Source organism: Ruegeria sp. CDSA193, from assembly GCF_059611885.1.
On record NZ_JBXWPN010000008.1, the window covers coordinates 144,188 to 163,270 of the forward strand.

23 protein-coding genes are annotated in these 19,083 nt (G+C 59.0%); 5 read left to right on the plus strand and 18 right to left on the minus strand.

Annotated elements, in window-relative coordinates:
• Nucleotides 1-83: 83 nt before the first annotated feature.
• Nucleotides 84-734: a peroxiredoxin gene (locus tag AC2FLG_RS16120; RefSeq protein ID WP_496707048.1), complete on the plus strand. Its 651-nt coding sequence runs from the start codon at nt 84-86 to the stop codon at nt 732-734.
• 71 nt (nt 735-805) lie between these two features.
• Here the strand turns inward: AC2FLG_RS16120 and AC2FLG_RS16125 are convergent, their stop codons facing one another.
• From AC2FLG_RS16125 to rbfA, 14 genes are all read right to left on the minus strand, one after another.
• The gene (locus AC2FLG_RS16125) at nt 806-1,537 is read right to left on the minus strand and encodes a glycosyltransferase family 25 protein (RefSeq protein WP_282027884.1); all 732 of its coding nucleotides are present in this window, start codon (nt 1,535-1,537) and stop codon (nt 806-808) included.
• Nucleotides 1,538-1,585: 48 nt separating this feature from the next.
• Entirely contained in the window at nt 1,586-2,116 is a 531-nt protein-coding gene (locus AC2FLG_RS16130) for a helix-turn-helix transcriptional regulator (protein WP_496707050.1), read from the minus strand.
• 23 nt (nt 2,117-2,139) lie between these two features.
• Nucleotides 2,140-2,412: a PepSY domain-containing protein gene (locus AC2FLG_RS16135; protein WP_282027882.1), complete on the minus strand. Its 273-nt coding sequence runs from the start codon at nt 2,410-2,412 to the stop codon at nt 2,140-2,142.
• Between the two features lie 173 nt (nt 2,413-2,585).
• A complete protein-coding gene (pnp, locus tag AC2FLG_RS16140; protein WP_281973783.1) occupies nt 2,586-4,736 on the minus strand; it encodes a polyribonucleotide nucleotidyltransferase in 2,151 nt (716 codons plus the stop codon).
• Between the two features lie 236 nt (nt 4,737-4,972).
• A complete protein-coding gene (locus AC2FLG_RS16145) occupies nt 4,973-5,341 on the minus strand; it encodes a DUF1761 family protein (protein ID WP_142640007.1) in 369 nt (122 codons plus the stop codon).
• Nucleotides 5,338-5,760 (minus strand): SRPBCC family protein, encoded by a 423-nt coding sequence (locus tag AC2FLG_RS16150; RefSeq protein ID WP_496707052.1) that lies wholly within the window; start codon nt 5,758-5,760, stop codon nt 5,338-5,340. The genes AC2FLG_RS16145 and AC2FLG_RS16150 overlap by 4 nt, the downstream gene beginning before the upstream one ends.
• On the minus strand, nt 5,741-6,094 hold the full coding sequence (locus AC2FLG_RS16155) for an ArsR/SmtB family transcription factor (protein ID WP_142640011.1): 354 nt from the start codon (nt 6,092-6,094) through the stop codon (nt 5,741-5,743). Before AC2FLG_RS16155 ends, AC2FLG_RS16150 begins: the two co-directional genes overlap by 20 nt.
• A gap of 316 nt (nt 6,095-6,410) precedes the next feature.
• Nucleotides 6,411-6,620, minus strand: a complete 210-nt coding sequence (locus AC2FLG_RS16160; protein ID WP_142640013.1) for a hypothetical protein — start codon at nt 6,618-6,620, stop codon at nt 6,411-6,413.
• Nucleotides 6,621-7,309: 689 nt separating this feature from the next.
• A complete protein-coding gene (rpsO, locus tag AC2FLG_RS16165) occupies nt 7,310-7,579 on the minus strand; it encodes a 30S ribosomal protein S15 (protein ID WP_142640015.1) in 270 nt (89 codons plus the stop codon).
• A 145-nt stretch (nt 7,580-7,724) separates the two neighbouring features.
• Nucleotides 7,725-8,738: a calcium-binding protein gene (locus AC2FLG_RS16170; RefSeq protein WP_496707053.1), complete on the minus strand. Its 1,014-nt coding sequence runs from the start codon at nt 8,736-8,738 to the stop codon at nt 7,725-7,727.
• Between the two features lie 94 nt (nt 8,739-8,832).
• A complete protein-coding gene (locus AC2FLG_RS16175; RefSeq protein ID WP_496707055.1) occupies nt 8,833-9,336 on the minus strand; it encodes a DUF1643 domain-containing protein in 504 nt (167 codons plus the stop codon).
• Between the two features lie 21 nt (nt 9,337-9,357).
• Entirely contained in the window at nt 9,358-10,263 is a 906-nt protein-coding gene (gene truB, locus AC2FLG_RS16180; RefSeq protein WP_496707056.1) for a tRNA pseudouridine(55) synthase TruB, read from the minus strand.
• Between the two features lie 60 nt (nt 10,264-10,323).
• Nucleotides 10,324-11,061: a phosphodiester glycosidase family protein gene (locus tag AC2FLG_RS16185; protein ID WP_496707058.1), complete on the minus strand. Its 738-nt coding sequence runs from the start codon at nt 11,059-11,061 to the stop codon at nt 10,324-10,326.
• A complete protein-coding gene (rbfA, locus tag AC2FLG_RS16190) occupies nt 11,058-11,453 on the minus strand; it encodes a 30S ribosome-binding factor RbfA (protein WP_142640024.1) in 396 nt (131 codons plus the stop codon). The genes AC2FLG_RS16185 and rbfA overlap by 4 nt, the downstream gene beginning before the upstream one ends.
• 91 nt (nt 11,454-11,544) lie before the next feature.
• Here rbfA and dapB point away from each other — a divergent pair, with 91 nt between their 5' ends.
• The gene (gene dapB / locus AC2FLG_RS16195) at nt 11,545-12,354 is read left to right on the plus strand and encodes a 4-hydroxy-tetrahydrodipicolinate reductase (protein WP_496707060.1); all 810 of its coding nucleotides are present in this window, start codon (nt 11,545-11,547) and stop codon (nt 12,352-12,354) included.
• Nucleotides 12,355-12,379: 25 nt separating this feature from the next.
• On the opposite strand, the gene AC2FLG_RS16200 is transcribed toward dapB, so the two are convergent.
• The 3 genes from AC2FLG_RS16200 to tmpA are packed head-to-tail and all read right to left on the minus strand — an operon-like array spanning nt 12,380 to nt 14,768.
• Nucleotides 12,380-13,048, minus strand: a complete 669-nt coding sequence (locus tag AC2FLG_RS16200; RefSeq protein WP_496707061.1) for an ureidoglycolate lyase — start codon at nt 13,046-13,048, stop codon at nt 12,380-12,382.
• Complete coding sequence (gene tmpB, locus AC2FLG_RS16205; protein WP_142640030.1) at nt 13,045-13,635, minus strand: (R)-1-hydroxy-2-trimethylaminoethylphosphonate oxygenase; 591 nt, start codon at nt 13,633-13,635, stop codon at nt 13,045-13,047. The genes AC2FLG_RS16200 and tmpB overlap by 4 nt, the downstream gene beginning before the upstream one ends.
• Nucleotides 13,632-14,768 (minus strand): 2-trimethylaminoethylphosphonate dioxygenase, encoded by a 1,137-nt coding sequence (gene tmpA, locus AC2FLG_RS16210; RefSeq protein WP_271952123.1) that lies wholly within the window; start codon nt 14,766-14,768, stop codon nt 13,632-13,634. The genes tmpB and tmpA overlap by 4 nt, the downstream gene beginning before the upstream one ends.
• Before the next feature lie 98 nt (nt 14,769-14,866).
• On the opposite strand from tmpA, the gene AC2FLG_RS16215 reads away from it, so the two are divergent.
• On the plus strand, nt 14,867-15,724 hold the full coding sequence (locus AC2FLG_RS16215) for a LysR family transcriptional regulator (RefSeq protein ID WP_496702583.1): 858 nt from the start codon (nt 14,867-14,869) through the stop codon (nt 15,722-15,724).
• On the opposite strand, the gene AC2FLG_RS16220 is transcribed toward AC2FLG_RS16215, so the two are convergent.
• Complete coding sequence (locus AC2FLG_RS16220) at nt 15,725-15,907, minus strand: DUF1674 domain-containing protein (RefSeq protein ID WP_281973774.1); 183 nt, start codon at nt 15,905-15,907, stop codon at nt 15,725-15,727. It abuts the gene before it with no gap.
• A gap of 89 nt (nt 15,908-15,996) precedes the next feature.
• On the opposite strand from AC2FLG_RS16220, the gene AC2FLG_RS16225 reads away from it, so the two are divergent.
• Together AC2FLG_RS16225 and AC2FLG_RS16230 are read left to right on the plus strand one after the other, a co-directional pair.
• Complete coding sequence (locus AC2FLG_RS16225) at nt 15,997-17,253, plus strand: RsmB/NOP family class I SAM-dependent RNA methyltransferase (RefSeq protein WP_496707062.1); 1,257 nt, start codon at nt 15,997-15,999, stop codon at nt 17,251-17,253.
• A 90-nt stretch (nt 17,254-17,343) separates the two neighbouring features.
• Nucleotides 17,344-19,083, plus strand: a complete 1,740-nt coding sequence (locus AC2FLG_RS16230; protein WP_496693042.1) for a heparinase II/III family protein — start codon at nt 17,344-17,346, stop codon at nt 19,081-19,083.

Sequence of the window (19,083 nt, forward strand, 5' to 3'; positions counted from 1 at the left end):
CTTGCTGACTGTTTAACATCGGCGCAAAGTGATTAGGTTCTGGACAACCGACTCGGTTTTGTAATTAGCAAAGGAGATGCTTCATGGGTTTGCGCATCAACGACACCGTTCCCAATTTCACTGCAGAAACGGATCAGGGCACCCTTCAGTTCCACGACTGGATTGGGGATAGCTGGGCCATTCTGTTCTCGCACCCCAAGGATTTCACTCCTGTCTGCACCACCGAGTTTTCGGCCGTCGCGCAGCTAAGCGATGAGTGGGCCGCGCGCAACACCAAGGTCCTGGGCGTTTCGGTTGACGGCGTCGAAGATCACAAGAAGTGGAAAAAGGATATCGAGGCCTATGGCAACGCGCATCCCGGTTTTCCAATCATTGCCGATGATGGTCTGGCCGTTTCAAAGGCCTTCGACATGCTGCCCGCCGAGGCCTATTTGCCGGACGGGCGTACCCCGGCCGACAGCGCGACCGTGCGGTCGGTCTTTATCATCGGGCCGGATAAGCAACTGAAGCTGTCGATGACCTATCCTATGACTGTGGGACGTAACTTTGCCGAGATTCTGCGTGCACTGGACGGGTTGCAGATGTCGTCGAAAGGCGTGGCTACCCCGGCGAACTGGGTGCCTGGCGAAGACGTAATCATTCCGCCTGCTGTCTCAAACGACGACGCCAAAGCAAAGTTTGGCGAGTTCGAGACCATCTTCCCCTATCTGCGCAAGACCAAGGCGCCGTCGTAAGACGGCCCAGGTCAGGGGGGCTGTCTGCCCCCCATCGCGCCTCGTGGCGCGATTCCCCCCGGAAGGTATTTTCAGCCAGATGAAGCAGGCGGGCGCTGCGGGTGCAGGTGCAGCTTGGCGCGGTAGGCTGCGCGCTTGAACTCTCGGGTTAATTTGTCTGACAGGGGCGGTTTTGTCTGAATGGTCGAGCCGCCGATTTCCTGTGCCACTTCCTGATTTCCGCTGCCTTGCAAGGCGTGAACCGGCTGGTCTGTCAGCCAGTGCATCTGCAAGAAGGTATCGACAGGGCGGTCGATTTGGTCGGTGGTCGCCAAAAGGCGTTCGGCGGCGTTTTTCCCCACCATCTGACATACGCATTGCAGGCCGATCACCTTGGGTAGGATCAGCCGCAGGCCATCTTGTTCTGCCAGGACCTCTGCCGGTACTTCGCGCTGTTTTACGGGGATGCGGATATAGTGATCGGGGGTGGCGATTGAGGCCAGCAACCCAAGCGCCTGTTCCATTCGCGCCCGATCTATGCGCAGGTCATCCTCGGTGATGATGGCCAGGTCGATATCGTCCTCGACCAGCTTGCGCCAGATGCGTCGATGGCTTTCGAACACGCCGATTTCTGCGGGTCGCAAGGGGAATGGGTAATGCGGGCGGTGCAGATTTCCGGAATGCAGTTCGACACCGGAAATCTGGTCAGGGTCGCGGCCATTTACGGCCTCAAACAGTTCAGCATTGGGCAGGGCCGCGCAGAGCTGATCAGCATTGGGACGGCGCGCGGTGCTCGAGGACATATGGATGACAAAGGATCGCATGCCCCGTGCATAGAACACCGCGTCAGGCGGGGAAAGAGCAACCGTGGATTAAGCCTGGCTCTGGTCGGCGGGTTCTGACGATGAGGACGTGTTGACTAGGGGTTCGGACAAAAGCTCTTCGACAAAAAAGCTGAGCAGTTGAAGCCGTCCCGAGACACCCGCCTTGCGGTAAATCGCAGCGCTTTGTGCCTTGATAGTCCCTTCTTTCGTCTGTCTCAGCTCGGCGATTTCTGCGATCGACAGACCTTTGATAGACAAGATTGCGACATCGCGTTCCGCATTGCTGAGCTGCCACTGCGTGAATTGATTTTCGATGACCTGCGAAAACGCGCCCTGCGCCACGCCCAGTTGACGCTGCATGTCCTGCACGCGCAGGCCTTGCGCCCGGATCAGCGTGATTGTTGCAATCAGACCACCAATCAGAGCCAGGGACAGGAACAATTCGAACTGGTGCAAATGCCGGAACCCGGCAGTTTCGCCACCAAACCAATCTAGCGCTGCATCGGTTAGGAAAAAGGTGGCGCAGACAGCCTGCACCACCAGAAGGAGCCAGAGTAAAGACGTCTGTGAAATCTTCATAGCGCTCCTTTAAGATTGTCTGGTCAGTCGTCGTCCTCTTCAAGCTCGATCGCGGTGACAACGCCATCGGTCTTGTTCAGGACCAGTTCAGTTTCCACGCCATCCTTGACGAGTTCAACCTCGATCTCGCCATCTTCGAATTCGATCTCTTCGATCTGGTATCCCTGCGCCTCGAGAGTGGTGCGGATTTCGGTCTCGGTGGTGCCCAGCTTGTCCCCGACTGTCACGTTGGCAAAAGCCAGCACCGGGGCGGTCGCGATCAGTCCGGTCAGAGTCAGCATTTTGAAGGTCTCCATTTCGCATCTCCTAGATTTGTTGCGTCGATGTAGGAGACGTGGGTTCGCCTGGCCGGTGGTGCGATTGGATTTCGGTTGAATTGGGCGGAATTGGTCCAAGGTTTATGCTGACAGAACAAAAAAAGACCCCGGACAAAGCCGGGGTCTTTCGAGAAATCAGAGGGGCGAGCAGATTATTCTGCGCCTTCCTCTTTCTTTTCTTTCTTCTCAGGTGCGATCTCTTCGCCGGTTTCCTGATCGACGATTTTCATCGACAGGCGCACCTTGCCGCGGTCGTCAAAGCCCAGCAGCTTGACCTTCACTTCCTGGCCTTCCTTCAGAACATCCGACGGATGGTTCAGGCGACGGTTTTCGATCTGGGACACATGGACCAGACCGTCGCGCTTGCCAAAGAAGTTCACGAAAGCACCAAAGTCGACGATCTTGACCACTTTACCGGTGTAGATCTGGCCTTCTTCGGGTTCGGCAACGATCGAATGGATCATCTCGTAGGCCTTCTTGATCGATTCCCCATCGGGCGAGGCGATCTTGATCACGCCATCGTCGTTGATGTCGACCTTGGCACCCGAGACTTCGACGATTTCGCGGATGACTTTGCCGCCGGAACCGATCACTTCACGGATCTTGTCGGTGGGGATGTTCATGGTCTCGATGCGCGGTGCGTGGACCGAGAAATCATTGGTCTCGGACAGGGCTTTGCCCATCTCGCCCAGGATGTGCATCCGGCCGTCCTTGGCTTGCGCCAGGGCTTTCTCCATGATCTCGGGCGTGATGCCCGCAACCTTGATGTCCATCTGCAGAGAGGTGATGCCGTTTTCGGTACCCGCAACCTTGAAGTCCATGTCGCCCAGGTGGTCTTCGTCACCCAGAATGTCCGACAGGATCGCGTAATCGCCGTCATCTTCCAGGATCAGACCCATGGCAACACCGGCAACCGGTGCTTTCAGCGGAACGCCCGCATCCATCATCGACAGCGAACCGCCGCAAACAGACGCCATCGAGCTTGATCCGTTGGATTCGGTGATCTCGGACACGATGCGGATCGTGTAGGGGAAATCGGTTGCCGCAGGCAGAACCGCCTGCAACGCGCGCCATGCCAGTTTGCCGTGACCAATCTCACGACGTCCCGGAGGGCCCACGCGACCCGCTTCACCAACCGAATAAGGAGGGAAGTTGTAATGCAGCAGGAAGTTCGATTTGAAGTTGCCGTGCAGGGCGTCGATGAACTGCTCATCATCACCGGTGCCCAGCGTGGTTACAGCCAGCGCCTGTGTTTCACCACGGGTGAACAGGGCCGAGCCGTGTGTCCGCGGCAGCATCGAGGTTTCTGCAACGATCGAACGGATATCGGTGGTCGAACGACCGTCGATCCGCTTGCCGCCTTTGACGACGTCGCCGCGCAGGATGCCTGCTTCCAGCTTTTTCATCGCCGAGCCAAGGTTCGCGTCTTCCAGCTGTTCCTCGGTGAGGGCTTCCTTGATTGCGTCGCGGGCAGCGGAAACAGCGGCAGTGCGCTCTTGCTTGTCGGTGATCGCGAAGGCTGCGCGCATCTGCTCTTCACCTGCGGCCTTAACGGCAGCGGACAGCTCAGAATAATCGGGCGCCTGGAAATCAAACGGCTCTTTTGCCGCGTCTTCGGCCAGTGAAATGATCAGGTCGATCACCGGCTGAATCTGCTCGTGTGCGAATTTGACCGCACCCAGCATCTCGGCTTCGGACAGTTCGTAAGCCTCCGATTCAACCATCATCACGGCGTCTTTGGTGCCGGCAACAACCAGATCCAGACGCTGTTCAGGGTTCAGGCGCAGGTCCTGCATGTCGTCTACGGTCGGGTTCAGAATGTATTCGCCATCCTCGAAACCAACGCGGCAACCAGCAATCGGGCCTCTGAACGGTGCGCCGGAAATGGTCAGCGCGGCAGAGGCTGCGATCATCGCAACCATGTCGGGGTCGTTGACAAGATCGTGGCTGAGGACGGTGCACATCACCAGAACTTCGTTTTTGAAGCCGTCAACAAACAGCGGGCGGATCGGCCGGTCGATCAGACGCGCGGTCAGCGTCTCTTTTTCAGTCGGGCGCGCCTCGCGCTTGAAAAAGCCACCCGGAACTTTACCGGCGGCATAATATTTCTCTTGGTAGTGGACGGTCAGCGGGAAAAAGTCCTGACCGGGTTTTTGCTTCCGCGCAAAGGTCACGTTTGCCATCACGCTGGTCTCGCCCAGCGTGGCAATCACACTGCCGTCCGCCTGACGGGCAACCTTGCCGGTTTCCAGTGTCAGCGTCTCTTCGCCCCACTGAATTGATTTCTTTGTTACATCAAACATTTGCGTATCCTAGAAGGGAGCACTCCCGCCCCTGCGGGTCTCCCGTTTGCGTGGCGGCCCCATTGCCGCCGACCCCACTTTATCTTCCATTCGAGTGCCGGAGTCAGAGCACAACGTCTCAGATGGACCGCCCATACAGCAGTTTGGGGGCTTTGGAAAGGCAGGAGTTCCGAGGAAGAGTAAGGGTATAAAGGGCGCATGCCCGATCCATCGAGGGTCGGGCATGCGCTGCGATCCTACAGGATCGCGTGGGCCAGGATCATGACGATACCACAGCCCAGCGCATAGCCGGTGTCGACCGCAATGGCGAAGCCGCTTTTTTGCGCCCATGTCCCGACCGAGGCTGTCTGCGCCGCCACCGCAAGGATCGCAAGCAGGGCGACGCCCAGGCTATTGGTGGTCTCGGTCACCGCGATTACCGCAGCCAGCAGGATCAGGAACACGATCTGTGTGGCCATCGCGCCCAGTGGCGGGGTTTCGGGCGGCGTCGGGTCGATGCGGGTGCCCTCGGCCCAGCGTTTCTGAAAGCCCATAGGGCCGTAGACCAGCCAGCCCAACAAAAAGGCAGCGACCACCCCTGCACCGAGGGCCAGCCAGTTGATCATAGTGCCGTCTCCAGCGCCGCAAGGATAGCGGACCAGCCGCCCTCGTGATTGTCCCGGCTTTCCTGCGAGGGAAAGCGGATGTGGTGCAGCCGCAGCTCGGTACCCTTTTCGGTGGGTGTGAAATCCAGTGTGACCGTGGAATCGTCTTGGCTGTAGGGCGAATTCCAGGTGAATTGCAGCCGGTTGGGGCGGTCGATGACCTTGTATTCGCCCTCATGCGGCAAATCGCCAGCCTCGGGCGCGCGCATGATGATTTTGAACCGGCCGCCGACCTTGGCGTCGGAATGCGCTTCGGGCACGGTCATGCCCGGTGCCGGCAGCATGAATTTTGCCAGCATCTCGGGGTTGAGCCAGGCATCAAACACCTTTTCGGGTGGATGTGGAATGGCGCGCGTTATTTCAAGTGACAGGTCCGTCATCTTCTGGGTCCTCCAAAGCAGTTTCCAAGGCGTCCAGCCGAAGCGCCCAAATCGAACGCAACCCGGCAAACCAAGAATCAACGGCTGATAAAGGAGCCATCTGAACCTCGATCAGATGTTCGCGCCATTCGGTCCGGCGCTGCACCAGCTCGGCGTTTTCCAGCACCTTGATGTGCTTGGAGACCGAGTTGAGGCTCATATCGAATTGCCGCGCTATGTCCGTCACCCGCAAAGGTCCCTGCTGCGCAAGCATCGTCAGAATAGCGCGGCGGGTCGGGTCGGACGCGGCCTTCAATATTGCATTGAGGTCATATCGACTCTCTCGTTCAACCATTTGGATGAATTACAACCTTATTCTGCTTCGGTCAACCATTTGGGTGAATAACATGTTGAAACTCTGATTGACCAGTCGCCAAATGCACCCTGTTGGATAAGGGTTTGGCCCTGATCGGTGCAGATGTGGCAGAATACAGTCTGAGTCAGGTAAAATTTGGGGAGGACATGTGTGGCTAACGATGTTGGTGGAGCCACTGATTACGGGTGAGATCGGACCGTATTGGCCCCGTCTCCAGCTTAAAGAAGATGATCCATTCTATTATGATCGTGCAGAAAGCGGTTTTCATATATCCGGGATCAAAGCGGGTCTGGGCCTATTGCAACGAATCTTCTTTGCTACGCGGTTGGGGAGACCCCAGTTCTTCTTCTTTCAGTATGCCGCGGAGGATTGCGGCAGTTTCCACCTCGGACATTCTTTTTACGATGCCATCTGTGCCAGAGACCATTGTTGACTTTTTTTCTGATTTAGGAGCCTGGGAAAGGTTTGCTGCAAAAACGCGGTTCAAAACTGATTTTAGAGGCATTGTTTAACTCCAGTAAAATAGTCGTCAGACACTGTCGCTGCGGGCCAGTCCGAACCACGAGGGTGGGAGGGCTCAAAGACCGTTTGCCGTGAGTGTGTACCCGCAGCGACAGGCGGCATTTAGGAACCGACCGATCCTGTGCAAAGGGGGAAGATATTGGCCTTTCGCGTCATTTTTTGACTCTCTGATAAAAAAACACGACGTTGCTTACGTTTACGTCAACTTTCTAAACCAGCGCTGAGATTCTGCGACGCAACGTCACAATTTGACACCTGTTCATCACGGGCAAATTCAACGGTCCTGAAGGCAAAAAAGCGGCCGTCTTTAGGGGCGATTCTATCGTGCAAGCAGGCGGAACCGTGGCTCCCAATAAAAACGGGCGCGCCCATTGTGGGCGCGCCTTGAAAAGGGAGGACTATGAAAAACCTAACGCTCGAAAAAAAATAAGCGCCTACTCACTACAGTTCCTAGACTGCAGCGATTTGAGCAGCTTGTCGGTGAAGTGGATCACACGGCGCGAAAAAAGTTTCCATCGTCCGAGATGTTGTCGTGATCGGTCATCGAGAAGGCAGCGAAAGGCTTTGCTTCAAGGTCGGAGAGAACCCCAAAACCAAATACGCCCGCCGAATGGCGAGCGTATCATGATCTATAGGCTTTTCAGCCTCTGTATCAAAAACAGCAGCGTGCGCTTAGCGGCGGATGCCCAGCTTTTTGATCAGGTCCTGGTACCGTGCTTCTTCTTTGCCTTTCAGATAGTCCAGCAGCTTACGGCGCTGGGCAACCATCTTCAGAAGACCACGGCGACCGTGGTTGTCTTTCTTGTGGGTCTTGAAGTGCTCGGTCAGGGTGGTGATACGCGAGGTCAGGATGGCAACCTGGACTTCTGGCGAACCGGTATCGCCGTCCTTGGTTGCGAATTCTTTCATGACGCGATCTTTTTCAGCGGCAGTAATCGACATCGGGGTCTCCTTTGAAAAGGTTAGGGTTGATGGCACAGGCCGGGATGTCGTCCAGCGCAGGCCCATGGAGAAAACCGCATCGATTCCGACACGGATGCGCGCGTATAGGCGCATTTGCGGTCAATGGCAAAGGGATTCTGGAAATTCAGCCCAGCGCGCTGAGCTGCGCCAGATCGCCTGAGGATATCAGTTGAATGTCATCGGCGCTGATTCCGTCTGCCCCGATCAGCTGCACCACGTTCTGCCCGTCGACAATTACATGGGTCAGGTTCTCGTCTTCGGTGTCTGTCTTGATCTGAATGTCCGGGTTTTCCTGACCTTCCCATGAGATCAGCAGCTTGTCTTGACCGGGCTGAAAATCCATGACGGTTACGGCGTCGTCATCCGGTTCGGGCGAAACAGCGATGTCATCATCGCCTTCGCCTCCGGTTACGATATCCCCGCTTTCAGCAATGATCGTATCATCCCCGGCGCCACCGTTCAGGAAATCCACCGCGTCGGGGTGCTCTCCATCCTGCCCGTCCAGAATATCGTCGCCATCACCGCCGAACAGCACGTCCTCGCCTTCGCCACCGCTCAACCGGTCATCACCAAACCCGCCATGCAGTGCGTCATCGCCCTCACCGCCGGTCAGAATGTCGTCATCCTGCCCGCCATACAGCTCATCCTCGCCCATCCCGCCGTCCAGGTGATCTGCGCCGAAATGCCCGTAAAGTGCATCATCCCCCTCATCGCCCGAGATTTGATCATCGCCCGCTTCGCCGTGAATGACATCCTGGCCAGTGCCGCCAAAGATCGTATCAGCGCCTCCTCCTCCATGCAGGGTGTCATCGCCTTCGCCACCATAAATCGTGTCATCCCCCGCATATCCATTGATCTGATCGTCGCCGTCCTGGCCGGTCAGGATGTCCAGATCCTCGGTACCTGCGATGATCATGTCGCCCTCGATTTCGGATATGATGGTCCCGGTCGGAATCTCGGGCGCTTCGGGTTCCTCGACATTCTCACCGACGTCAAGGAATTCGCCTGTTTCGACCGCAGGAGGCTGGTCGTCGACGACATCGTCCTCACCGGGATCTTCATCTATGTCAAAGACATCGCCGATGGCATAGGCGGCCCCGCCGACAGCCGCCAGACTCAGCAATCCGATCAGAAACATGACAACCTCCTTGAACGCATTGCTTCGAGGGTGAAATGTCTCATGCAATCAGAGCTTTGGTCAAAGCCTAGCTGAGCTTGTGGTTAACCCTTTGTCACCAGGGTTCGGGGTTTTGGGTATAGGCGATATAGAGCGGATGCTTGGGGTGGCCGTCCTTGGTAAGCCCAAGGTGGTACACCGGCTGACCGGTGCCGCGCAGCAGGGTTTCGACGGCGGTGCCTCGATCCAAATGCGCGCCATGGGTGCCCCAGGCAGCGATGACGTGATCGGCCCAGCCCACGCCATTCAGAATGGCCATGTCATTCTCTGGCCCCACCGGATCGGCAGCGGCCCGCATCTTGCGTGGATCAGTATCGCGCCATGCAAAGATATTGGTGACCTGAAACGCGCCGAACCCCAGCGCGCGTGCCCGGCGTTCGCAGCGTTCCACCGTGGGATCGTTCTGCACCTCGGTCGCGGTGGACGGATTCAGCATCACAAACAGCGCCTTGCGCCCGGCCGGATCCCAGATGCGCGTCAGGCTATAGCGGTATCTTTCGCAATCCGAATAAACAGCGGTCGAGGGCGCGTCGCCCTTGGTATGTGTGCGCGTGATCATGGGTTTCGACTAGCACGCAGATTACGTGACGAACACCCGGCTGGGATGCAATTCGCCGGATTTATAGATGCCGACCGCCACAGCCTGACCATCCAGCGAGGCCCAGGCCTCATCCCCGTATTCCACATCGGACGCCAGAACCATACCAGGGTTGCCGTTACGCAGACGGGTCGCACCTTCGGGCGTGCATTTCAGTTCGGGCAGGTCCGATAGGCCAGTTTCCAGCGGGTGCAGGAAATCATCCAGCGCGGTGGTTTTGGCCATCTCGTCGATCTGTTCAATGCTCAGCCCGTCTTTGGTCTCGAACGGGCCGGACCAGATACGGCGCAGCTCGCGGACATGGCCGTAGCACCCCAGCGCGGCCCCCAGATCGCGGGCGATCGATCGGACATAACCACCCTTGCCGCAGGTCATTTCCAGCATGACGTGGTCGGCATCTGGGCGATCAACCAGAACCAGTTCCTCGACCCACAAGGGGCGGGCGGCCAGTTCCACATCCTCGCCATCGCGGGCCAGCTTATAGGCGCGCTGCCCGTCGATCTTCACCGCCGAGAATTTCGGCGGAACTTGCATGATTTCACCAATAAAGGGCGCGAGGGCCTCTTTGATGTCATCATCCGAAGGGCGCGCATCGCTGCTTGCGATTACCTCGCCCTCGGCGTCATCGGTATTGGTGGCCTGACCCAGTCGCACGGTGAAGGTATAGGCCTTGAGTGCGTCGGTGATATAGGGAACGGTTTTGGTCGCCTCACCCAAAGCCACGGCCAGAACGCCGGTGGCCTCGGGGTCCAGCGTGCCCGCATGGCCCGCCTTCTTTGCGTCCATTGCCCAGCGCACCTTGTTGACCACGGCGGTCGAGGTCATGCCCGCGGGCTTGTCCACCACCAGCCAACCGGAAATGTCGCGACCCTTGCGTTTGCGTCCCATTGTGCACCTTGTTCTATGCCGAGGCGCGCGAGTTAGCGGATCGGTCTGGCCCTGTCAATTTCAGGGCGTGTCTTCAACCACAGCGACAATCGGCCCCAGCGAGAACCCGACATCGGATCTGCTGTTCGCCCGGTCATACATGCGAGAGATATTGCCGTCGAAGAACAGCGCATTCGGCGTTTCCAGCACATCGCGGAACAGGCTGCCGAATTGGTGGAAGGTGACGTAATCCTCGGAAATGGCGAACACCGCGCGGGTGCCATCGGCGCTGGTGCCCACGCCATTGCGCACATAAACCGACGTCGAATCAGGCAGGAACCTTGGGTGCAGCTCTCCGTCGATGACAAGCATCGGGCCGGATTGGCTGGCAAAGCGACATTCGAGGGCCTGATCAATAAACTCGAGCGTCTCATACACGTCGGCGCGGCCCTCACGGATGCAGAACACCCCGTTGGGCAGAAGGCCGAAGTTTCCGGGACCGGGGTTCGGGATCACACGCATCTGCTCCTGCCCGTCCTCGACATAATGGCCGACGGGCGAGCGGTCGTCGTGATACATGCCTGCGTTCATCGCAAAGGCCAGACGCTTGCCAACGGGCTCCAGCGCCTCATTCACCGCCGAGAAATGCCCTAGCAGGTCGCCATTCTCGTCATTGAGGAACAAGCGCATGTCCTCATTCGCGGCATCCACCTCGCAGACAGTGTAGCGTTTGTCACTATGCGTGACCTTTTCGCATGTCACTGCCCCGGTTTGTGCCGCCCACAGGAAAGCGCCCAAAGTGACAAATGCCCGGATCACTCGTCGAGATCGCGGCGCACCGCGTCCTGATCGAACATGCGGCGGGTGTCATCCAAACGGTCGAATGTGTCATCCAGCCGGAATCGCAGATCGGGGGAGAATTTTAGCCCGACCTTTTTACCAACCATGCGCCGCAGCTCGTGTTTGTTGCGGGCCAGCAGTTCGATTACATCCTCCTGCCCTTTGCCGCCCAGGGGCAGCACAAAGGCGGTGGCGATCTTCAGATCGGGTGAGGTGCGCACCTCACCCACGGTGATTGACATGCGATTCAGGTCGGGATCGTGGACATCTCCGCGCGCCAGAACCTCGGACAGGGTGCGGCGGATCAGTTCGCCGACACGCAGCTGTCGTTGGGACGGGCCGGGGCCATCGTGGAATTTGTTCTTAGCCATATCCCCGATCTAAGCGCAAAGCGGGGCTTTGCCAAGCGGGTGCGAACCGGGTAGGAGGCTTTGAGCCAATCAATGCGAAAGGACCAGCGCAATGACCCATATTCCGGGGATCGTCATCACAGGGGCTTCGGGCCGTATGGGTCAGATGTTGATCAGGACCGTGACCGACAGTGATCAGGCCCGCCTGGTCGGCGTGGTCGAGCGCACGGGTCATGATTGGGTTGGGCAGGATGTGGGCGTGGCCATGGGCGGTGCATCGCTGGGCGTCACGGTGACCGACGATCCGCTGGAGGCCTTTGCCCAGGCGCAGGCCGTGATTGATTTCACCGCACCCGAGGCGACGCTGGAATTCGCCGCGTTGGCGGCGCAGGCGCGCTGTGTGCATGTGATCGGCACTACCGGGATGAGTGACGAGCAGATTGCCGCTCTGGAGCCGGCTTCACGTCATGCGGTGATCGTGCGGGCGGGAAATATGAGCCTGGGTGTGAACCTGCTGGTACAGCTGACCAAAAAGGTCGCTGCCGCGTTGGATGAAGATTTCGATATCGAGGTGATCGAAGGGCATCACCACCACAAGGTCGATGCGCCCTCGGGCACCGCGCTGATGCTGGGCGAGGCCGCTGCCGAAGGGCGTGGTGTAGATCTGGCTGAGGTGTCCGATCGGGGCCGCGATGGTATGACCGGCGCGCGCAAACGGGGCGATATCGGGTTCCATGCCATTCGCGGCGGCGACATCGTGGGTGAGCATGACGTGCTATTCGCGGCACCGGGCGAACGCATCGTGCTGCGCCACCTGGCCACTGACCGCGCCATTTTCGCGCGCGGCGCCCTGAAAGCCGCACTTTGGGGGCAGGGTAAAGCGCCTGGCCAATATGACATGGTGGACGTTCTGGGGCTTTGACACCGCCCGGGAGCCGACAGACCGACTACAACTCTCGGATCTTATCTGCGCGCAAAGGGCAGGCGAGATAGACGCCGAATTCTTTGCCGATATCCGCACTGACCCGCGCGTGAACCTTGCCCTGCCGATCCAGAAAACGCTGATAGTCCTCGACCGGGAATATCCCCTCGTGCCAGATGCCAGGATGGATATACAGCCCGCGTGACCCATCACACCAAAAGGCCACCACCTTTTCCGGTGTCAGATTGTCGCCCGGCAATGCGGCAGGGATGATGAAAGGCTTGTTGTCGATCGGCCAGAACATCTGTCCGCCATCGGGGTGATAGTTCATGTGCCAAAGCAGAACTTGATCACGCGGAGCAGTTTGCCGGTTGGCGTTGGCCTGTTGCGGATCAGTGGACCAGCCGAGGACATAGTGGCCGTTGACCGCTTCGTTCTCACCGTAAAGGACGTCCCCTTTCCACTCACCATGAAATGTGCCTTCGACCCAACCGGCCTCATCACCGGTACCTTCGTCGATGGACCGCCAACCCTGTTGCGGCCAACGGACGATTTCAATTTCGAATTCTTCGGGGTCGTCGACCAGACAGCCATAGTCCTTGACCGACTGGTCTGTAGCACGGATCAAGGGGACCTCGTGCCAAGGCAGGGAGGGTTTGGTGTTGGCCTCAAAAATGTATTCTGGGGCGTTCATGTGAGCTCCTGATATTTTTCGACCATTCGCTGCACCATCGGCGCAAAATGGTTGAAATCGGGGGTTTCCATGTCTGCACGTTTACCTGCTTCGTCCAGATAACGCACCTGAATGATCTCTTTCAGGTTCGGGTTCTGCTCGAATTCGGCAACTTCTCTGGCACTCATCGGCCCGCCTTGCAGTTCCAGTGTATGAACCGAAGCCGTGGACAGGCGGTTGAAATATTCGGGCTTGGTAGCGCAAAGATACCGTTTGGCCGCCACGTGATAGCGGCAGCAATCGGTGATAACTGACGGAAAGAACTGTTCCAGCACCTCGGCGCCTGCATCTTCGTGATGGCGGTCTTCGGTGTCGTCGGGGTGGTACGTGCCGAATTCGGATGTGAAATGACCGATATCATGCAGCAATGCCCCTACGATGATCTCTTCGGGCATGCCGTTCTGTTCGGCAATGGTCGCGCCCTGCAGCATGTGTTCTGCCATGGTGACGGGTTCGCCCAGATATTCCTCGCCGCCGCGGCGGTCAAAGATATCCCCGATGAAGGCCACGATATTGTCGGGGGTCAGGGTCGAGAAATCAGGTTTCATTCCGCCGCCTCCAGTGTCGCCAGTTCCATCGCCGCCAGGGTTGACAGTAAACCGTCCTTGTCGGCGTAGCAGCCTTGCAACCACCGCGACCCGGCGCCGGAATAGCCCAGACGCGCGTGCAGGACGCGGGTGTTGTCAACGATGAAGCTTTCGCCCGGCTCCAGCTTGAACGACACGCCCATGGCCGGATCGTCGATTATCTCACCCAACTGGCGATAGGCGGCGTAATAGGCCTCCATCAGATCGAAAGGGATGTCCACAAACGGAGCCGACGAGCGGTTGTTAAAGCGGATACCGATCAACTCGCCATCGGGCGATAGCTCAATCATTGGGCGGCGCGACCGCAGGCAGACCCCGTCCGAGCCCTTGTATTCGAACCGCGCCGGGAAACCTGCCAACAGCGCAAATCCATCGGGGTTCTGATCGCGCAGTTTTTCCGCCGCCCGGAACCCGTCCACAACAATGGAATCGCCACCCTCGGCGCTGTTCTCCAGGCAGTACAGGATCTGCAATGTCGGTACCGGGTCGCGATAAGGGTTGTCCGTGTGCGCCTGCAGGCCAAGCCCTGTAAAGGCCAGGTTGGTCGGGTTCACCTCGGTTCGAACCTCGAAATAGGGGCCATAGTTGGTCTGACGGACGTATCCGAACAGATCAGCCACCTTCAACAGGGATTCCGGTTCGGTCGGGCCACCGGTCAGTTTGGCAAACCCGTATTCGGCGACCATTGCCAGCCAGCCGCGCTTGGCTGCGGGTTTGGTGTGGACGTCGCTCCAGTCGGCGCTGGGCGCGTCGAGCCCTTGCTCCCAGGTGGTGATCCCGGGCGCGGTGCGGCCAAAGGCGCGGCTGTCCTCTTGGTCATAGCTATGCGCAGCCAGCCAATCGGCGGGGAAAGTGACAGTCTTATTTTCGGGTTGAAATGTGACGGTGAGGTCGCCGTTGGCCACTGAGGCAGCGCTGACCATGGTATCGGCGGGGATATCGCCAATGGTGATCAGGCGCTGTCCGTTGCCCGGTGCCCGTGTTTCAGGATCAAGCGCGTTGTCGCGTAGCCAGATGGCGTGAAAGCGGGCACTTGGGCCTGTATCGAATTCCACGGTGACGATTGACGGAGTATGGGTGGCAGAGCGCAGCATGGGGTTTCTCCTGTTCGCGCGGGCTTTGCTTGAGGATATACGCCCCCTGTGGCATTACGACAATTAATCCTTGTTGCTGCTAAGGCCTGGAAAAACTTATGGATAAAAAGAAGATCGGCTTGCCCCCTCTGGACTGGTTGCGCGTATTCGAAGCGGCGGGGCGGTTGGGTGGATTCTCGGCAGCGGCGCGCGAGTTCGGTCTAACGCAGGCTGCCGTCAGTCAGCGCATCGGCAACCTTGAGGCCTGGTTGGGCCGCACGCTGTTTGTGCGCGAGGCGCGCGGTGTATCGCTGACCGTCGAGGGCGAAAGCTATCTGCCGCTGGTTCAGGACAGCTTGCAGGCGCTCGAGCGCAATACCGAAGACCTTTTCGGAAAATCCCCGCGCGAATTGCGGGTGGCTGGCCTGTCGTCCCATATTAAAGCCCTCGTCATACCCGCTCTTGCACGTTTTCACGACCTGCGCCCCAAAGTTCGGGTGCTGACAGATTCTGTGGCGCGACGGTCTTCGTTGGATGAAGAAAGGACTTGGCTTCAAATCCGCTATGGGCGTGGGGCGTGGCCCGGGCGAGATGCCGAACTGATTGCGGCCGAAGTGCTAGTGCCGATGGCAGCGCCGGGTGTGGATTGGTCCGCGCCCTTGATTGATCTGCGCGGTGAAAGGCCCGGCTGGCGTGATTGGGCGAAAAACACCACTCAGACCGACCTGCCGCCCTCGAAAATGAGCTTCGATTCGATGGAACATGCGATTTCGGCGGCTCGGCAGGGTTTGGGCGTTGTGTTGGGATCCATGCCCTTGGCGCAATCAGACTTGCGAGCGGGGCGGTTGCGTCGACTGGATTTGCCCGAATTGAACGCAAAAGATGGCTATTGGCTGACCTGGCCCGAAGAGCGTGCGAAATCCAATAAGCAAAGGGCGCTCATCGCGGATTTTCTGCAGGCCCTGCGCGGGGATTGATCAGAAATCTATCGCGATGCCTTTCTTTTCCCAATCGCCATAACGTGCAGGATCGGGGCCGTCGCGTCCGCCCAGCTCTTTGGGTTGCGCTTTTGCGTCGGCTTCGGCCTTGCGGCGGCGGTCCTCCGCCTCGGCCAGCGCGCGTTGTGCGGCAGGCGGCAGGTCTTTGGGCTCGTCACTCATGACATCGGGTTCCTTTCAGTGCATTGGCTTGATATACGCCCCCGTCCGCCCTTGGCAATGCGGACGAGGGTCACATCAAAGGCGATTCAATGTCCGATAACGCAACGGCCGCGCGACGCAGCGCAATCTACCTTCTGGATCAGATCTTGGGTGAGGGGCGGCTGATGTCAGAATGTCTGGCTGCAGGTGCGCTGGAGCGATTGGCACCAGAAGACCGGGCGCGGGCACAGCGGCTGGCGTTGCAAACGCTGCGTGGGCTCGAACGCGCCGACCGTCTGTTGGACAATCACCTGAACCGCACCCCCGCCCTGACCGTGCATAATGCCCTGCGTCTGGGAGCGGTTGAGCTGTGCCATGGCGAGGCAGCGCATGGCGTCGTAAATTCCATGGTTGAGATTGTCGGTCGCTCGCGCAAGCATGGGCGGCTCAAGGGGTTGGTGAACGCGGTTCTGCGAAAGGTCGCGGCAGAAGGGCCAGAGGCTTGGCCGAAAATGCGTGTGCCGCGCCTGCCCGAGTGGCTGCGTGATCCGTTGATCATGGCCTGGGGTGCCGAGGCCATGACCGGAATGGAACTGGCGCATTTCGAGGGCGCGCCGCTGGATCTTTCGGTCAAGCCAGGGGCAACTGCGCCGGGTGAGATGCTTCCGACCGGTTCGATGCGGGTTCGGGATGCGGGGCAGGTGTCCGCTCTGCCGGGATATGATCGCGGTGACTGGTGGGTTCAGGATGCCGCCGCCGCACTGCCTGTCCGAGTTCTGGCGCCTAAGGCCGGAGAGAAAATTCTGGACCTATGCGCCGCGCCCGGCGGCAAGACGCTGCAGCTGGCGGCTGCGGGGGCGGATGTAACCGCACTCGATATCTCGGAATCGCGGCTGGAACGGGTGCGCGAGAACCTGACGCGCACCGGGCTGAAGGGCGAAGTCATCGCAGGCGACGCGCTGGAACACCAGGGCCAGTATGACGCCATCCTGCTGGACGCGCCCTGTTCTGCAACCGGCACGATCCGCCGCCATTCCGATCTGCCCTTTGCCAAGGATGGTTCGGAATTCGGCGCACTGATCGAGCTGCAAACGCAGATGCTTGCCCATGCCTGGACCTTGCTGAAACCCGGCGGGCGGCTGGTATACTGCACCTGTTCCCTGCTGCCGGATGAGGGCGAGGTGCAGGTCGAAGAGGCGCTGCAGATGTATCCGGACATGCAGGTGGACCGGGCCGCTTTGCAGGTCGCAGGGATCGAAACCAGCTGGATCACGGAAGAGGGCGGTTTGCGTCTGCGGCCTGACTATTGGCCGGGCACGGGCGGCATGGACGGGTTCTATATCGCCTGTCTGACGAAATCGACCTAAAGGCACGCTTTTCGATGACTTGACGATTGCTCCGGTCTATCGTTGGGTCTCAGGCGCCAGCAGAGCGCAAGGGGCAGAGTAACAAGCGTCATGTCAAATTCGGACACCATGGCAAACCGATGGTCACGGTTTCAGAACCGGCTTTATGCGCGGCTCAGTCAGCGGCGCAAGGCCGTTACCGGATTTGTGGGCGATCCGGAACCACGCACGGTTGGATCATTTGCGCGCGGGCGTCAGTTGGTGGCTGGGAACCTGCTGTTCTCGGGCTATCTGGTTGAGGCGCAGGATACAGGCTTATGGGATGTCACTGCGCCCAGCACCGGATTCGACGATGAACGCCACGGTTTTGCCTGGCTGGATGATCTGGCGGCTGTTGGCGACATCCGGGCGCGTGAAAAGGCGCAACGCTGGGTCTGGGGCTGGATCGAAGCACATGGGCGCGGGCACGGGCCCGGTTGGGCACCTGATCTGACAGGCCGGCGAGTGATGCGTTGGATCAATCACGCGATCTTTTTGCTGCGCGGTGTGGATGAGCAACAAAGCAAGGTCTTTTTCAGTTCGCTATCTCAGCAGGCCTGGTTCCTGTCGAAACGCTGGCATGCTGCGACGCCTGGCCTGCCCCGGTTCGAGGCGCTAGCCGGTCTGGTGCAAGCTGGTTTGGCTTTGGAAGGGCTTGAGCAGATGGCAGAGCCCGCCCTGCGCGCTCTGGCGCGGGAATGTGACAGTCAGATAGATCAAAAAGGTGGTATCTCCACGCGTAACCCAGAGGAGCTGCTGGAAGTCTTCACGCTGCTCGCCTGGACATCGGCGGCACTTAGCGATTTGGGGCGGGGTACACCTGGGGCGCAGGCGAATGCGATTAAACGGATGGCCCCGACCATGCGTAATCTGCGTCATTCGGATGGTGCACTGGCCCGTTTCCACGGGGGCGGGCGCGGGGTCGAGGGGCGTCTGGATCAGGCTCTGGCGCAAAGCGGCGTCAGACCGCAGAGCGAGAACGGCCTGTCCATGGGATTTGCCCGTCTCTATGCGGCACGGACCAGTGTGATTATTGATGCCAGTTCGCCGCCCAAAGGGGATGCGTCATATAACGCACATGCGTCGACCCTGGCGTTCGAGCTGACCTCGGGCCGCCGACCTCTGATTGTGAATTGTGGGTCTGGGGAAACCTTTGGGCTGGAATGGCGTCGGGCCGGGCGCGCCACGCCGTCGCATTCGACACTTTGTCTTGACGGCTTTTCAAGTGCGCGTCTGACCTCAGCTGTTCCTGGTACGGAACGTGAAGGGCTGGTCGACGCGCCAAAGGATGTTCCGGTTGAGTTCGAAGACGCATTCGAGGGAACCCGGTTTATGGCCGGGCATGATGGCTATACCAAAGTGTTCGGCCTGACCCATGCCCGAACGTTCGAGCTGCGCTTTGACGGGCGGGAGCTGACCGGCGAAGATATTCTGCTTACCACAAGTGACAGGGCCAAGCGGCAATTTGACAAGGCGCTGGATGCGTCGAACCTGACTGGTATCGGCTTTGACATACGGTTCCATCTGCATCCGGACGTGGATGCGGCGATAGATTTGGGCGGTGCGGCGGTGTCCATGGCGCTCAAAAGCGGTGAGATTTGGGTGTTCCGCCATGATGGTGTGGGGAAATTGTCAATCGAGCCAAGTGTTTATCTTGAAAAGGGCCGTTTGAAGCCACGCGCGACAAAACAGATCGTTCTATCTGGCCGCGCAATGGAGTATGCGACGCGCATCCGGTGGACGTTGAGCAAGGCGCAGGATACAGCCTTTGCCGTGCGCGACTTGCACCGGGACGAGCCCGAGTTTGACTGA

Excerpts from the sequence above, each read along its gene's own strand:
- AC2FLG_RS16120 (WP_496707048.1), top strand. The coding sequence starts at position 84 with ATGGGTTTGCGCATCAACGACACCGTTCCCAATTTCACTGCAGAAACG.
- AC2FLG_RS16125 (WP_282027884.1), bottom strand. The coding sequence starts at position 1,537 with ATGCGATCCTTTGTCATCCATATGTCCTCGAGCACCGCGCGCCGTCCC.
- AC2FLG_RS16130 (WP_496707050.1), bottom strand. The coding sequence starts at position 2,116 with ATGAAGATTTCACAGACGTCTTTACTCTGGCTCCTTCTGGTGGTGCAG.
- AC2FLG_RS16135 (WP_282027882.1), bottom strand. The coding sequence starts at position 2,412 with ATGGAGACCTTCAAAATGCTGACTCTGACCGGACTGATCGCGACCGCC.
- pnp (WP_281973783.1), bottom strand. The coding sequence starts at position 4,736 with ATGTTTGATGTAACAAAGAAATCAATTCAGTGGGGCGAAGAGACGCTG.
- AC2FLG_RS16145 (WP_142640007.1), bottom strand. The coding sequence starts at position 5,341 with ATGATCAACTGGCTGGCCCTCGGTGCAGGGGTGGTCGCTGCCTTTTTG.
- AC2FLG_RS16150 (WP_496707052.1), bottom strand. The coding sequence starts at position 5,760 with ATGACGGACCTGTCACTTGAAATAACGCGCGCCATTCCACATCCACCC.
- AC2FLG_RS16155 (WP_142640011.1), bottom strand. The coding sequence starts at position 6,094 with ATGGTTGAACGAGAGAGTCGATATGACCTCAATGCAATATTGAAGGCC.
- AC2FLG_RS16160 (WP_142640013.1), bottom strand. The coding sequence starts at position 6,620 with ATGCCTCTAAAATCAGTTTTGAACCGCGTTTTTGCAGCAAACCTTTCC.
- rpsO (WP_142640015.1), bottom strand. The coding sequence starts at position 7,579 with ATGTCGATTACTGCCGCTGAAAAAGATCGCGTCATGAAAGAATTCGCA.
- AC2FLG_RS16170 (WP_496707053.1), bottom strand. The coding sequence starts at position 8,738 with ATGTTTCTGATCGGATTGCTGAGTCTGGCGGCTGTCGGCGGGGCCGCC.
- AC2FLG_RS16175 (WP_496707055.1), bottom strand. The coding sequence starts at position 9,336 with ATGATCACGCGCACACATACCAAGGGCGACGCGCCCTCGACCGCTGTT.
- truB (WP_496707056.1), bottom strand. The coding sequence starts at position 10,263 with ATGGGACGCAAACGCAAGGGTCGCGACATTTCCGGTTGGCTGGTGGTG.
- rbfA (WP_142640024.1), bottom strand. The coding sequence starts at position 11,453 with ATGGCTAAGAACAAATTCCACGATGGCCCCGGCCCGTCCCAACGACAG.
- dapB (WP_496707060.1), top strand. The coding sequence starts at position 11,545 with ATGACCCATATTCCGGGGATCGTCATCACAGGGGCTTCGGGCCGTATG.
- AC2FLG_RS16200 (WP_496707061.1), bottom strand. The coding sequence starts at position 13,048 with ATGAACGCCCCAGAATACATTTTTGAGGCCAACACCAAACCCTCCCTG.
- tmpB (WP_142640030.1), bottom strand. The coding sequence starts at position 13,635 with ATGAAACCTGATTTCTCGACCCTGACCCCCGACAATATCGTGGCCTTC.
- tmpA (WP_271952123.1), bottom strand. The coding sequence starts at position 14,768 with ATGCTGCGCTCTGCCACCCATACTCCGTCAATCGTCACCGTGGAATTC.
- AC2FLG_RS16215 (WP_496702583.1), top strand. The coding sequence starts at position 14,867 with ATGGATAAAAAGAAGATCGGCTTGCCCCCTCTGGACTGGTTGCGCGTA.
- AC2FLG_RS16220 (WP_281973774.1), bottom strand. The coding sequence starts at position 15,907 with ATGAGTGACGAGCCCAAAGACCTGCCGCCTGCCGCACAACGCGCGCTG.
- AC2FLG_RS16225 (WP_496707062.1), top strand. The coding sequence starts at position 15,997 with ATGTCCGATAACGCAACGGCCGCGCGACGCAGCGCAATCTACCTTCTG.
- AC2FLG_RS16230 (WP_496693042.1), top strand. The coding sequence starts at position 17,344 with ATGTCAAATTCGGACACCATGGCAAACCGATGGTCACGGTTTCAGAAC.